Origin of the sequence: Ascidiimonas meishanensis (assembly GCF_037782385.1) — a bacterium.
Classification (GTDB): domain Bacteria; phylum Bacteroidota; class Bacteroidia; order Flavobacteriales; family Flavobacteriaceae; genus Ascidiimonas; species Ascidiimonas meishanensis.
This window is the reverse complement of record NZ_JBBEXD010000007.1, coordinates 160,328-175,434: the sequence shown is the minus strand read 5'-3', so window position 1 is coordinate 175,434 and position 15,107 is coordinate 160,328. Positions and strand designations below refer to the sequence as shown.

The 15,107-nt window shown below is 34.4% G+C and carries 14 protein-coding genes; 9 read left to right on the top strand and 5 right to left on the bottom strand.

Annotated features, from left to right (window positions below):
• The 3 genes from WBG07_RS14225 to WBG07_RS14215 form a co-directional block, all read left to right on the top strand.
• The coding region (locus WBG07_RS14225; protein ID WP_340202188.1) for an Ig-like domain-containing protein at positions 1–1,726 on the top strand (1,726 nt) is incomplete at its 5' end.
• Positions 1,727–1,759: 33 nt separating this feature from the next.
• Positions 1,760–2,704 (top strand): PorP/SprF family type IX secretion system membrane protein, encoded by a 945-nt coding sequence (locus WBG07_RS14220; protein ID WP_340202187.1) that lies wholly within the window; start codon positions 1,760–1,762, stop codon positions 2,702–2,704.
• Positions 2,705–2,714: 10 nt separating this feature from the next.
• A complete protein-coding gene (locus tag WBG07_RS14215) occupies positions 2,715–4,643 on the top strand; it encodes an OmpA family protein (RefSeq protein WP_340202186.1) in 1,929 nt (642 codons plus the stop codon).
• 81 nt (positions 4,644–4,724) lie between these two features.
• On the opposite strand, the gene WBG07_RS14210 is transcribed toward WBG07_RS14215, so the two are convergent.
• The 4 genes from WBG07_RS14210 to WBG07_RS14195 form a co-directional block, all read right to left on the bottom strand.
• Positions 4,725–5,246 carry a DUF4136 domain-containing protein gene (locus tag WBG07_RS14210; protein ID WP_340202185.1) on the bottom strand — a complete coding sequence of 174 codons (522 nt, stop codon included), beginning with the start codon at positions 5,244–5,246 and terminating at the stop codon, positions 4,725–4,727.
• A gap of 66 nt (positions 5,247–5,312) precedes the next feature.
• On the bottom strand, positions 5,313–6,023 hold the full coding sequence (locus WBG07_RS14205; protein WP_340202184.1) for an ion transporter: 711 nt from the start codon (positions 6,021–6,023) through the stop codon (positions 5,313–5,315).
• Complete coding sequence (gene obgE, locus WBG07_RS14200) at positions 6,004–7,026, bottom strand: GTPase ObgE (RefSeq protein ID WP_340202183.1); 1,023 nt, start codon at positions 7,024–7,026, stop codon at positions 6,004–6,006. The genes WBG07_RS14205 and obgE overlap by 20 nt, the downstream gene beginning before the upstream one ends.
• Positions 7,027–7,083: 57 nt before the next feature.
• Complete coding sequence (locus WBG07_RS14195) at positions 7,084–8,193, bottom strand: adenylate kinase (RefSeq protein ID WP_340202182.1); 1,110 nt, start codon at positions 8,191–8,193, stop codon at positions 7,084–7,086.
• 229 nt (positions 8,194–8,422) lie between these two features.
• Between WBG07_RS14195 and WBG07_RS14190 the strand changes: the two genes are divergently transcribed.
• The 6 genes from WBG07_RS14190 (at position 8,423) to WBG07_RS14165 (ending at position 14,716) form a co-directional block, all read left to right on the top strand.
• Positions 8,423–9,592, top strand: a complete 1,170-nt coding sequence (locus tag WBG07_RS14190; protein ID WP_340202181.1) for a 5-(carboxyamino)imidazole ribonucleotide synthase — start codon at positions 8,423–8,425, stop codon at positions 9,590–9,592.
• Positions 9,593–9,605: 13 nt separating this feature from the next.
• Positions 9,606–10,088 carry a 5-(carboxyamino)imidazole ribonucleotide mutase gene (gene purE / locus WBG07_RS14185; protein ID WP_340202180.1) on the top strand — a complete coding sequence of 161 codons (483 nt, stop codon included), beginning with the start codon at positions 9,606–9,608 and terminating at the stop codon, positions 10,086–10,088.
• Positions 10,089–10,292: 204 nt separating this feature from the next.
• Positions 10,293–12,329 (top strand): M3 family metallopeptidase, encoded by a 2,037-nt coding sequence (locus WBG07_RS14180; protein WP_340202179.1) that lies wholly within the window; start codon positions 10,293–10,295, stop codon positions 12,327–12,329.
• 95 nt (positions 12,330–12,424) lie between these two features.
• On the top strand, positions 12,425–12,925 hold the full coding sequence (locus WBG07_RS14175; RefSeq protein WP_340202178.1) for a GbsR/MarR family transcriptional regulator: 501 nt from the start codon (positions 12,425–12,427) through the stop codon (positions 12,923–12,925).
• Positions 12,926–12,977: 52 nt separating this feature from the next.
• A complete protein-coding gene (locus WBG07_RS14170; RefSeq protein WP_340202177.1) occupies positions 12,978–13,802 on the top strand; it encodes a DCC1-like thiol-disulfide oxidoreductase family protein in 825 nt (274 codons plus the stop codon).
• Entirely contained in the window at positions 13,799–14,716 is a 918-nt protein-coding gene (locus tag WBG07_RS14165; RefSeq protein WP_340202176.1) for a TIGR01777 family oxidoreductase, read from the top strand. Before WBG07_RS14170 ends, WBG07_RS14165 begins: the two co-directional genes overlap by 4 nt.
• Here the strand turns inward: WBG07_RS14165 and WBG07_RS14160 are convergent.
• Entirely contained in the window at positions 14,713–15,090 is a 378-nt protein-coding gene (locus WBG07_RS14160; RefSeq protein WP_340202175.1) for a rhodanese-like domain-containing protein, read from the bottom strand. The genes WBG07_RS14165 and WBG07_RS14160 overlap by 4 nt on opposite strands.
• Positions 15,091–15,107 lie beyond the last annotated feature (17 nt).

Below are 15,107 nucleotides of genomic sequence, written 5' to 3'. Positions count from 1 at the left end.
ACCAGTTGATTTGTTTACCCTGCTTGGTGGTACTCCAGATACAGGGGGAACTTGGTTGCCCGCCTTAGACAGCGGAACGGGGGTTTTTGATCCAGCTATTGATAATGCGGGAACTTATACGTACACCCTTGCTGCAACTGCAATATGTCTAGAAGATTCAGCTACTGTAACTATTACACTAGAAACGCCGCCGAATGCTGGTTTAGATAACAGTATTGATTTATGTACAAACGATACTAATCTAGATCTTTTTACTATTCTAGGTGGAAACCCAGATGCAGGAGGCACTTGGCTGCCAGCTTTAGACAGCGGAACAGGTGTTTTTGATCCAGCTATTGATAATGCGGGAACCTATACCTATACCGTTACTGGTGCGAATGTTTGTGCAGATGATAGCGCCACAGTAACTGTTTCTTTAAATACTGCTCCTAATTCAGGTAGCAATAATAGTATCACGTTATGTGCAGATGACTCTTCAATTAATTTACTTGATTTATTAGGAATTAATGCTGACAGTGGTGGAACATGGAATGGTCCAGGAACTTTGACCAATGGAGATCAAGGTACTTTTGATCCTAGTACGGGAGAATCTGGCACTTATACTTATACAGTTGTTGGAACAGGTAGTTGTGAAGACGCTTCTTCTACAGTTGCTGTTACTGTTATAAATCCAGAACCAACTATAGATATAGGAAATGAAGTTTTCTGTGCAGCCGATAACCCTACAATTTCAGATCTGATTGATAATATCAATTCAGAGTTAGGTGGTTCAATTTCCGTTTATGATGCTCCTAATAATGGCACATTACTAGATTCATCGGAACTATTAATAGATAATAATACATACTACATTACAGAAACAGACACCAATTCTGGTTGTGAATCAACAAATAGACTGGAAGTAACTGTGACTTTAAATGATCCGGCTAGCCCAACAGTTTCTTCAAGTGATGTTTCTTTTTGTTTAATTGATCAACCAATTGTTGCAGATTTAAACAACTTAGTTGTAACGGGAACTAATGTTGTTTGGTTTGACGCTATTGATAATGGAATTGCTTTTGCAGATTCAGATCCACTAATTACAGGCACCTATTTTGCTGCTTCCCAAGATGCTCTTGGTTGCACCAGTAACGTAAGAATTGCAATTAATGTAACGGTCAATAACACTCCTGCCCCCTCCTTAATAGATCAAGGAAATTTATACTGTGGAGCGGGGAATCCTACGCTAAATGATTTGGAAGACAATCTCATTTTTAATTCGGCTTTAACTATTAATTGGTATGATTCTCAGGATGGAGGAAATGAACTTAGTACTGATACTTTACTTCAAAATGGAGAAACTTATTACGCTGCTACTTTTAATAGCTCAACAGGATGTGAAAGTATGGATAGAACACCTATTACCGTAGATTTGAGTTTATGCGACCTTGATGAGTTTTCACTCTTTATTCCAGACGGCTTTAGTCCTAATAATGATGGTATAAATGACACATTTGAACTTGTTGATATAGCGTTTTTATTTCCAGACTATACCTTAGAAATTTATAATAGATATGGAAATATTGTTTACAAAGGAAATGCTTCAACTCCCTTCTGGGATGGAGTTTCAAATCAAACGAGAACAGTAGGTAACAATGTAGCACCAAATGGTGTTTACTTTTATATTATCAACTTTAATAGAGGAGATATAGCTCCTAAACAAGGAAGATTATATCTAAATAGATAAATGGAATTTGCAATGACTTCAAAACATCAACCCATGAAGAAAATATTTATCCTCTTTTTAATGATCTCTATTAATAGCTTTGTTGTGTCAGCTCAGCAAGATCCAGTTTATACTCAGTATATGTATAATATGAGTGTTATTAATCCGGCTTATGCTACCGCAGATGCTGGTATGGTAAATATGGGCGCACTATACAGATCTCAATGGGTAGGTACCGTTGGAGCGCCAAAAACGGCTACCTTTTTTGCACATACACCTTTAAATGAGCGTATAGAAGTAGGTATCTCAGTAATACATGATGAGATAGGAGATGGATTGGTTAATGAAGACAATATTTATGGTGATTTTGCGTATGTATTGCAACTAAACAACTTCACCTATTTATCCCTAGGTATTAAAGCAGGTGTTTCACTTTTTAGTACCAGATTTAATGACTTACAACTTAACTCAGGAGATTTTTCTACAGATCCTACTTTTGCACAAAACATAAGTGAAACATTCCCAAATTTGGGTGCGGGAGCTTTTTTGTATAGCGATCGATTTTATTTAGGATTATCTGCCCCTAATTTTTTCAACAACAAACACCTTGCTCAAGAAAATGGAGTTCAGAGGTTAGGTGCTGAAAATCTTCATGTTTTCTTTACCGGGGGATATGTATTTGATATTAATGACCAGCTTAAGTTCAAACCTTCATTTATGGGAAGAGCAGTTAATGGTGCTCCTTTCTCATTAGATATCTCAGCAAACATGTTGTTTAATGAAAAGTTTGAAGGTGGTTTATCCTATCGTTTAGACGATGCTATCAGTGCCATGTTTAATGTAAGAGTTGCTCCTAACTTAAGAATAGGTTATGCTTATGATTACACAACTACCAACCTTGGTGATTTTAATTCTGGAACACATGAAATATTTGTCTTGTTTGACTTAGATGTTCTAGGGATGAGTAGAGGGTATAATAAATCACCACGTTTCTTTTAAACCTATTACTATGAAAAAAATAGTCGTTTTAATATTCCTTATTTCGTATTCATTCGCAAATGCACAAAATGCTACAATTGCTAGAGCCGATAAATATTTCGATAAAACATTCTACTCCAAAGCGATTCCTTTGTACCTGGAAGTCCTCCCAAAGAATAAGAGTCCGCATTTACTGAAGAGATTAGCAGATGCCTACTATTACAATTCAAAGATGCCAGAAGCGGCACGCTATTATAAAATGCTTTTAGATATTCATCAAGATGAAGTTGGAGAAGACTACTTTTTTAAATATTCTCAAAGCCTTATGGCGCAGGGAAAAGAAGAGGAAGCTAAAAACTGGATGTTAAAATATGCACAAAAAAGAGATAAGGTTTCAATCTATCAAGAAGAACTAGCAGTTCTTAATGAAGTAAAAAAACTTGGAAACCGTTTTGAAATGGAGAATCTGGCAATTAATACGCCCGATTCTGATTTTGGTGCTTTTCCTTTTGGAAATTCTATCGTGTATGCAACACCTAGAAAAAAGCCAGGTCTTTTTAGTAAAAATTACAAATGGAATGGACAAGCATATTTAGACTTATATGTGATTGAAGCCTCAGAGAATATTGTTGCAGATAGTATTTCAAGTGGTTTCTCTGAAGCAATTAACTCCAAACTTCACGAATCTAATGCCATTTTTACACAAGATGGATTCACGGTATATTTCACCCGAAATAGCGAAACAGAAGATGAAGATAACATTTCGCACTTACAAATATGGAAAGCAAATTTTATTGATGGAGTTTGGACTAATGCTGCCCCTTTGCCCTTTAACAGTGACGAATATTCTATAGAACATCCCGCATTATCGCCAGATGAGAAATATTTGTTTTTCTCATCAGACATGCCGGGTTCTTTTGGATCCTTTGACATTTATGGTGTTGAAATAAAAAAAGATGGAAGCTACGGAGAACCTAAAAATGTGGGGCCAAAAGTAAATACAGATAAAAGAGAACAATTTCCATTTATCTCATCTAGTAATATGCTTTATTTTTCTTCTGATGGACATACCGGAATGGGACTTCTAGATGTTTTTGTAAGCGCACTTAAAGATGGGATTTATCAAAACCCTGTGAATGTAGGTTTACCAGTTAATAGCGGTTATGATGATTTTTCCTTCTATCTAGATGAAGCAACTCAAATTGGTTATGTAGCATCTAATCGTCCAGGTGGCAAAGGTGACGATGATATTTACAGGATAAGAGAGGTAAAAGAATTGAGTATTATAGCGCCTATTCAATTTGTTGAAGGCGAAATAAAGGAGAGTGATACAGGAAAACCTATTGGCAATGTATCTATGACCGTTAGCGATTTAGATAACAATGTAATAAACCAACTAACTGCTAGTCCGGAAGGAGATTATAGATTTAAACTAGAAGGAAATAATACCTATAAAATCAAACTAGAAAAGCCCAACTACCTCAACACGGAAGCAACGCTTACCTTAGATGATAAAAGAAATAAAAAGGTTACTAAAGATTTCATAATGCAATCCTTTGATCAGGTAGACGATGATCTTGTGAAGATAGAGGATCAACTTTTAATTAAAGTAGAAAATATTTATTTTGATTTTGATAAATGGGACATTCGTCAAGATGCTAAACCTATCTTAGATGGGGTAGTTGCCAAGATGAATCAATATCCAAAAATGAATATTGAAGTAGGATCACATACAGATCAACGAGGTTCTGAAGAATATAATGTATATTTATCCGAGAAAAGAGCTAAAAGTACCATGAATTATATGGTTAGTAAGGGCATAGACGCATCCAGAATTACTTATAAAGGGTATGGAAAAGCCAAAACGATTGTAAATTGTGAAGAAGGAAATATTCAATGTTCACCAAAACAACATCAACTCAATAGAAGAAGTGAATTTGTAATACTAAATATTGATTAACACCTTACCGTTAACCCCCCAACGTGTAAACCAAAAGGCTGTCTAAATTTTTTAGGCAGCCTTTTAAATTTTTAAAAAAAACTACTTTTTTTTCGGTGGAAACTTCTCAAAAACCTTTGCCACTACGAGACCAAAATATTGTTCACGAGCCAATGGAGTCGTTTTATTTGGAACTCGTTTCTCCGATCTTCCCTGCCAGATCAATTCGTTTTTTTCGGTATCAATTATATCAAATAAAAGTTCTTCATTTAAAGTGGTTCCTCCTACAGGAACTCCTCCGGAAACTCCTACTCCACCTCTGCGCCCTACACTACCTACCCCCAAATTAACAGAAAAAGGATTCCCTGCCTCAAAGCGAGTTGCTGTAACATTCAAAAATAATTCTGGGTTTTCAACTTTACTAAAACCTTTAGTCTGCAGTATTGAATCTACCTTAAAAAATAATCTTTTATCATCCAATTCATTCATTCCTGTAATTAATTCAGGATAATAATTATAAGTAGTAAATTGATCAAAACTTAGTGATTTATCATAGTCAAACGTTATTCTAGGAGCACTACAGCTTACCAATACCATTATTACAATACAACATATCTTTTTCATCTTGGCTAATTTTATTCTTAAAGTTAAGAAAGGATTTTTAGTAAGTAAGCATTTTTGAAAAGACAATTATTCTTTTTTCTTTTCTTCAACTGCTTTTGTCAAAGCAGATGATATGATACCAGCAGGAACAGCAACTATTCCCAACCCAATAAGTAGCACAAAGAAAGTAAATATTTTACCTCCAGTTGTAATTGGGTATACGTCACCATAACCTACTGTAGTTAATGTGGCTACCGCCCACCAAAGACTATCAAAGACAGACCCAAAATTTTCTGGCTGTATCTCATTCTCAAAATAATAGATCCCAACAGCGGCAAGATAGATGAGGATTACGGTAATAAAAAAAAACAAATTGAGTTCTTCTTTAGCAAAGGAAAGTGCTTTGTTGAACTTCATGATAACTTGGTTGTATCTAACCAATTTTAGCAATCTAAAAATTCTTAATAGTCTTAACGCTCTTACAGATCTAAGGTCTATACCCAAGGTTAGGTAAAATGGTAGTATTGCTAACAAATCAATTAACCCGAAAAAACTAAATATAAATTTGAGTTTATTAGTACTCGCATAGATTCGAAGAAAATATTCTACTGTAAATACAATCACACAAAATGCCTCAATCCTATTAAGATAGAATCGGGTTGAGGGAGAAATATCCGGAATTGTTTCAATAGAAAAAGTAATAATAGACACTAAAATAAGTGCCTGCACTACTATAGAAAATAACTTACCCCCTTTAGAATTAGGATCATCAACAAAATCAACTATTCTCGACCTCATTATTAACTGGATTCAGCATTGCCCAAAGTTTGTCTTTCAATTCAGTAATTCCTTCTTGTGCTACAGATGAAATAAACATATAAGGAATTGGAAGTTGCTTATCCAGCTCAACTTTCATTTCTGCTTTTAACTCCTCATCCAACATATCGCTTTTAGAAATAGCTATATATCGTTCCTTATCCAATAATTCAGGATTATACTTTCGTAATTCGTGAAGTAAAATTTCATATTCTTTTGAAATATCCTTACTATCGGCAGGTATTAAAAAAAGTAACGTAGAGTTACGTTCAATATGTCTTAAGAAATAATGTCCTAGTCCTTTTCCTTCGGCAGCACCTTCTATGATACCGGGGATATCTGCCATTACAAACGTTTTAAAATCTCTATAAGCCACAATCCCAAGATTAGGCTTAAGAGTCGTAAATTCATAATTCGCTATTTTGGGTTTGGCAGAAGTAATTACGGATAAAAGTGTTGATTTTCCAGCATTTGGAAATCCTACAAGACCAACATCTGCTAATACTTTTAATTCAAGAATTATATTCTTCTCTTCTCCTGGAAGTCCTGGTTGTGCATATCTAGGAGTTTGGTTCGTTGAACTTCTAAAATGCCAATTACCCAAGCCGCCTTTTCCGCCTCTAGAAAGAATAAACTCTTGACCATCTTCTGTGATTTCAAAGATTATTTGCTTTGTTTCAGCATCTTTAATGACTGTGCCAAGGGGAACATCCATATACACATCCTTGCCATTAGCACCACTACTTCTACTTTTACTACCGGCACCTCCCGGTTCAGATTTAAAGTGTTTTTTGAATTTAAATTGATAAAGGGTCCACAGGTTTTTATTTCCTTTCACAATGATATGGCCACCTCTACCTCCATCTCCACCATCTGGCCCTCCTTTCGTGATGTACTTTTCACGATGAAGGTGTGATGAACCTTGTCCCCCTTTTCCTGAAGAAACAAAGATTTTTGCATAATCAACAAAATTTCCTTCCGTCATTTTTTCTTTATTGTCTTATTGATTAAACCCTCTCTTTCTCAACTTTTAACCATGTGGTTAAAGTGTATCAATTATGGTCTTTAATTTTTTAGTAATTTCTTCAATAGAACCTACGCCATTCACACTATGAAATTTTCCTTGAGATCTGTAATAATCCATTAAAGGCGCTGTCTTCTCATTGTACTCTGCAAAACGATTTCTTATTTTGTCTTCATCCTGATCGTCTGTTCGTCCACTTTCTTTTCCTCTTTCCAATAATCTTTCCACCAGAATATCATCATCTGCTTCTAAAGCAATAGTGGCACTTACAGTCATGTTTTTTGCATCTAGCAGCACATCTAGTGCATTGGCCTGTGCATCTGTTCTTGGAAATCCATCAAAAATAAAACCAGCTGCATCAGGATTTTTTTCTACCTCCGCTTTCAACATATTAATGGTTACTTCATCAGGAACTAAATCACCTTTATCAATAAATGATTTAGCCAGTTTTCCTAAATCTGTTTCATTCTTTATATTATATCTAAAAACATCTCCTGTAGAAATATGTACAAGGTTATATTCTTCTTTTAAGAAATTAGCCTGAGTGCCTTTACCCGCACCTGGTTTTCCAAAAATAACAAGATTAATCATATCTGTGTTCGTATTTATTTTATATACTTCCGGCAGGTTCCTGCCCAGTTCATCGTAATCCAGTCCGTACCCTACTATAAAATGATTTGGGATCTTAACTCCAACATAATCAATATTATATTCACCGTTGTAAACATCCTCTTTATAAAACATAGATGCTACCTTAAATTGCTTAACATTGCTATCTGAAAATAAATGAATGAGCTCCTTTAGCGTACGTCCAGTATCTATAATATCTTCAATAATCACCACACTTCTCCCAGAAACATCTGATGAAACATCCAGTAGTGTTTTCACAATTCCAGTAGAGGAAAGCCCTTTGTAAGAGCTCAACTTTACAAAACTAATTTCACATGGATATGGATAATGTTTTAAAAGATCTGAAGCAAACATAAACGCCCCATTCAAAACACAAACAAATATAGGAACCTCATCTTTAAAATCTTCGGCAATTTCACGCGCCATTTCTTTAACCACCGCATTTATTTGCTCGGCAGAAATATAAGGCTTGAAATATTTATCATGAAGTTTTATCAAAGCACTTTACAATTTAAGAAGGCAAAGATAACAATTACAGTCGATAACCCGCAGTTGCAATATAGAGTTTACCACATATTGTATTACTATTTTAGTACTGCATGAAAAAAGCTTCATTCATCTATGTGGCGTAAAACTAAAAATTTTGATAAAAATGCCATCTGAATCGTAAAATACATGAATATGCGTTAATTTTACAAATCGTAATAAATTGCGAATACTTAATTTCATGGATTACTTTTCTTCAAATTTCAAACTCGGTATTTTAGGTGGTGGCCAACTTGGTAAAATGTTGCTTTACGAAACCAGAAAATATGATATTTTCACCTTAGTAATGGACTCCTCTGATCAAGCTCCTTGTAGAATTGCTTGTAATGAATTTGTAACGGGTGACCTAATGGATTTTGATAGTGTATATAACTTTGGAAAAAAGGCAGATGTGCTCACTATTGAAATAGAACATGTAAATGTTGCTGCATTAGAAAAATTGGAAGAGGAAGGTGTTAAAGTATATCCATCCTCTGACACCTTAAAAATTATTCAAAACAAGGGAAGGCAAAAACTATTTTATATAGATCATAATATCCCCACCGCACCTTTTTCGAGGTTTGCCTATGGAGATCAAATTGAAACCGCTCTTGAAAATGAATCACTACAATTTCCCTTTGTTTGGAAGAGTGCACAATTTGGATATGATGGGCAGGGTGTTAAAATCATTAAAACATATTCTGATTTGGAAGGTTTACCGGATTCTGAATGTATTACGGAAGCTCTTATCCCTTTTAAAAATGAATTGGCAGTTATCGTTGCCAGAAGCGCTAGTGGTCAACTTGCTACTTATCCTGTAGTAGAAATGGAGTTTCATCCTCAAGCTAATCAGGTAGAATATGTAATTTGTCCGGCGAGAATTGATCCTAAAGTAGCTGAAAAAGCGCAATTAATTGCATTGCGTGTAGCAGATGCGTTTAAACACGTAGGTCTTTTAGCTGTAGAAATGTTTCTTACAGAAGAAAACCAAATTTTGGTAAATGAAGTTGCCCCAAGACCTCATAACAGCGGTCATTATAGCATTGAAGGAGCCTATACTAATCAATTTGAGCAGCACCTTCGTGCCATACTAGACATGCCTTTGGGAAGTACAGAAAGTAAAGTAAATGCCGTGATGGTTAATTTGGTAGGTGCCGAGGGACATACCGGCTTAGTACATTATGAAAACATAGAAGACATCTTAAAAATAAGTGGTGTTACGCCTCATATTTATGGTAAAAGAGAGACCCGTCCTTTTAGAAAGATGGGACATGTCACTATCATAAATGAAGATATGCAAAAAGCAAGAGAAACTGCTGCAACTGTAAAGAAAACAATTCATGTAATCTCAAAAAATAACAGTAACCCTTAAACAAAATTCAGCAATGACAAAAGTAGCCGTAATTATGGGTAGTACCAGTGACCTTCCAGTAATGCAAGAAGCTATAGATATTTTAAAAGGTTTTGATATTATGGTAGAAGTGGATATTGTGTCTGCGCACCGTACACCTGAAAAATTATTTGATTTTGGAAAGAATGCTCATAAAAGAGGGATTTCTGTAATCATTGCTGGTGCCGGTGGTGCTGCGCATTTACCCGGTATGGTTGCCTCTTTGTCTCCTCTTCCGGTAATTGGAGTGCCTGTAAAAAGCAGTAATTCCATAGATGGTTGGGATTCTATACTTTCCATTCTGCAAATGCCCGGAGGTGTACCTGTTGCTACGGTTGCCCTTAATGGTGCTAAAAATGCAGGTATTTTGGCGGCACAAATTATAGGCAGTAGTGATAATTGTGTACTAGACAAAATACTGGTCTATAAAGAGGGATTAAAACAAAAAGTTGTTAAAGGAGCTAAAGAAGTATTATAAACAAAACCCCGAAATAAATTTCAGGGTTTTGCTGCTAATCAAAAAATATGAATGACCTAAAACTTAATAGGTTATTAACTAGGTTAAAATTCAATTTGGCAAGTAATTTTTCTACTATAAGTATTTTTAGGTAACTACGTAAATAACAGATTTTTAGATTTCACTTCTCGATGAAAGACTATTTTAATCGATAAAAAACAAGAAATGGATACAATTTTAAATAGCAAATTCTCAAAACCATTTAATACCGCCCCTTTTTCTGAAATAAAAAACGAGGATTTTTTACCCGCATTTATAAAGGAAATAGATAAAGCACACAAAGAAATAGAAGAAATAACGCATAATTCTGCAACACCAAGCTATGAGAATACTATAGAAGCACTAGAATTTGTTGGAGAACAGCTGAGTCGTATCCATAGTATATTCTTTAACTTAAACAATGCGGAAACCAATCCTGAAATTCAGAAAATCGCACAGCAAGTATCTCCCATAATGTCTGATTATGAAAATGACATTAACCTCAATCAAGATCTTTTTAAAAGAATAAAAAGTGTCTATCTCCAAAAAGACAACTTAAAACTGAGTATTGAACAACAAACACTGCTAGACAAAAAGTATAAAAGCTTTGTGAGAAACGGAGCCAACCTTAATTCTGAGGAAAAAGAACGCCTTAGGGCTATTGACAAGCAATTATCTCAGCTTAAATTAAAATTTGGTGAGAACGTATTGGCAGAAACAAATAAATTTGAATTACACGTTACAGATAAAGATCAGTTAAAAGGACTTCCAGATGATGTAATCAACAGTGCTGCCTTAGCTGCCAAACAAAAAGACAAAAGTGGGTACATCTTTACCCTGGCTTATCCTAGTTATCTGCCATTTATGACTTATGCAAAGAACAGAGCGCTTCGGGAAAAAATGTTTAAAGCATTCAATAGTAAAGGTTTTCATAAAGATGAGTTAGATAATCAATCTAACATACAACAAATAGTTGCCTTAAGATATGAAAGAGCTCAACTGTTAGGATATGAAAGCCATGCACATTATGTATTAGAGGAGCGAATGGCAGAAAATCCTAAAACTGTTATGAGTTTTCTGGAAGATTTGTTAAAAAAGGCAAAACCCGCAGCTGAAAAAGAATTTAAGCAGCTAGGTGATTTTGCAAAAAAGCTAGACGGAATCCAAAAATTACAGAAATGGGATGCCGCTTATTATAAAGAGAAGTTAAAGCAACAACTTTTTAACCTTGATGATGAAAAACTAAAACCGTATTTTAAACTAGAAAATGTTATTTCTGGTGTTTTTACCATAGCCAAACGGTTATATAATTTATCTTTTGAAGAAATAGATACAATAGACAAATATCATGAAGATGTAAAAACTTATAAGGTAACTGGTGAAAACAATGAATTAGTTGCCATATTTTATGCGGATTTTCATCCTAGACCAGGAAAACGCAACGGTGCATGGATGACTTCCTATAAAACGCAAAGTATCAAAGATGGCGTAAATGAACGTCCCCACATATCAATTGTATGTAACTTCACAAAACCTACTGATAATAAACCTTCATTACTTACTTTTAATGAGGTTACAACTTTGTTTCACGAGTTTGGACATGCTTTACATGGTATACTTGCAAACACTGTATATCCCAGTTTGAGTGGCACTAATGTCTATTGGGATTTTGTTGAACTCCCCAGCCAGATAATGGAGAACTGGTGTTATGAAAAAGAAGCGTTGGAAATTTTCGCAAGGCATTATGAAACAGATGAGGTATTGCCAATGCATTTTATCACAAAAATAAAAGAATCAGCAACCTTTATGGAAGGGATGCAAACCCTAAGACAGATAAGTTTTGGCTTGTTAGATATGAAATGGCATTCAGAAGACCCTAAAAATATAAAAGATGTTAAAAAATTAGAAGATGCGGTTTTTAAGAATATTACTTTCTATCCGGCAACCTCTGAAACCTGTATGAGTACTGCATTTTCTCATATTTTCCAAGGTGGATATTCTTCAGGATATTATAGTTATAAATGGGCAGAAGTTCTTGATGCAGATGCATTTGAGTTATTTAAAGAGAAAGGAATATTTGATAATAATACTGCAAAAAGTTTTAAAGATCACGTACTTTCCAAAGGTGGAATAGAAGCTCCTATGAAGCTGTATAAAAAATTTAGAGGGCAGGAGCCGCAATCTGACGCACTCTTAAGAAGAGCAGGGCTTCTCACAAAATAATTTTAAAACCAATGGAAAGAATTCATTTTTATATGGATTTTCATTTAACTTTCATAAATTTTTGAAAGTTCAAAAATAAATTATATCTTTGAAATATGAATTTACAAGAAGCGAAAAACAAATTTATACAAACCTGGGGAGCCCTCGGGTCGCAATGGGGAATAAATAAAACCATGGCACAAATTCATGCGCTTTTAATGGTTTCAGATAATCCGCTTTCCATGGAAGACATCATGGAAAAACTACAGATTTCAAGAGGTAATGCAAGTATGAATATACGCGCATTAATTGATTGGGGGATTGTTTATAAAGAATTTAAGCCCGGAGAACGACGAGAATTTTTTGTAGCTGAAAAGAATATTGATGAGCTAGCAAAAAAGATAGCTCAAGAAAGAAGTAAGCGAGAAATTAAACCGGCAATTAAGGTTTTAAAAGAAGTGATTGCAGTTGAAAGTAACCAACCGGAAGCAGAAAGTTTTAAGAAACAAACCAAAGCGCTTTATGAATTTATGTCTAGAACAGATGCAATGATTGATAAAATCACGAATCAAAAAGAAAACTGGATTACTAAAAGCATTCTCAAATTAATGAGATGATTTTTTTTAATTCTATGTTTCATTTATTTCTGAAAGTTTAAAAATAAATAATATGAAAACACTTGAGCACCATACGCTAATTTACGATGATCAATGCCCTTTATGTGCTGGATATACACATGGATTTATTACAACAGGAATGTTAGATAAAAATGGGAGATGTCCTTATCAAAAAATGGAAAGCTTAAATCTAACAGCACTGGATGAAGAGCGAGCCGTTAATGAAATTGCTCTGATAGATTCAAAAAACAGTAAAATATACTATGGCGTAAGCAGTCTCATTATCGTTATTAGTCATTCTTTTCCATGGATTGGCAAGATTGCTAGGCTACCTGTAATCTACACACTTCTTAAAAAACTATATTCATTTGTATCTTATAATAGAAAAGTAGTTATTTCAAATCCACCTCAATATAAAATTCAAAGGAGTTGCGAACCCTCATTTAACTATGTTTACCGGCTTGTATATATACTGTTCACTATACTGATTACTGCTGGCATTCTTTTTTCATACAACGAATTACTTTTTGAAGTTAGCCATACGTCTAATTTTTATCTAGAACTTTTGATTGTTTTAGGGCAAATACCTTTTCAACTGGTGTTCCTTAATTCTAAGAAATCTAAGGTTATTATTAACTATATTGGACATTTAATGACGGTTAGCCTATTTGGAAGCTTACTACTTCTCCCTATGCTAATAATAAATCTATTTATCTCACTACCCGTGCATACGCTTATAATTTACTTTCTAATGGTAGCTACATTTATGTTATTTCACCATAAAAAAAGAGTCGAAAATTTAGCGCTACCTATGAGACTTACGGCAACATGGATACTTTACAGAATACTATTATTATTTTTAATACTTGCATTATGAAAAAAATTATTATCGCTGGCGGAACTGGTTTTTTAGGAAATGTATTAATTGAATATTTCAAAGCAAAAACAGTGCATTTTGTCATACTTACCAGAGGAAAAACGGTACAGAAAGAAAACGTCAAATATATAAACTGGGATGGTACTCATTTAACAGGTTGGGAATCACATCTAGAAAATGCCGATGTTTTAATTAACCTAACTGGAAAATCTGTTGATTGTCGTTATCATAAAAAAAATAAACTTGAAATACTCAATAGCCGTGTAAATGCTACCAACGTTCTTCAAAAAGCAATTGAAAAATGTAAAACACCTCCAGCAATTTGGCTTAATGCATCTACAGCTACTATTTATAAGCATTCAGAAGATACTCCTATGACAGAAAAATCAGGAGAAATAGGCGATGATTTTTCCATGGGAGTTGCCAAAAAATGGGAACAGTCTTTTTTTAAAAAATCCCTTCAAAAAACTCGTAAAATAGCTTTGCGAACCTCCATCGTACTAGGCAAAAATGGTGGTGCTTTTATCCCTTTAAAAAACCTAACCCGTTTTGGTCTAGGTGGAAAACAAGGTAAGGGAACCCAAATGGTAAGTTGGATTCACGAAATTGATTTTGCAAGAGCCATTGAATTTATCTTAAATACTCCTAATTTAGAAGGTGTAATAAATGTTACCGTTCCTACGCCGGTGAAAAATAAAAATTTCATGAAATCACTTAGGAAAACAATGAATAAACCATTTGGACTATGGGCTCCTGCCCTACTACTAAAAATTGGTGCCTTCTTTATTAGAACCGAGACAGAACTTATTTTAAAAAGTCGTTATGTAATTCCTCTCAAATTACAAGAAGCAGGCTTTCAGTTCAATTTTAAGAGTCCTGCAAAAGCATTCCAAAATTTACTAGAAAAAGATTAGTCTGATGTTATTACTTTACCCTCATTTTTCCAAGCTACTAGCCCACCCTTTAGATTCACCACTTTTTCAAATCCCAACCCTAGCATTTTAGCAGCAGCTTGGGCACTTCTTTTTCCTGATCTACAATAAATAAATACCTTTTTGTTCTCCTTGTATTCTGATATCTGTAAATCAAAGCTTGAATCAAGAAAGTCTACATTTATTGCATTGTAAAGATGTCCCTCTTGAAATTCTTCAGGAGTCCTTACATCTATCACCAAATCCGTTTGTGACAATTGCTTCTCATACGAATCTGGATTTAATGATATTACCTTGCCTGACTGATTATGGTTACAAGCAAGCGTAAATAGCACAAAAAATAAATATCTTTTCATTTTGGAAAATTACAAAA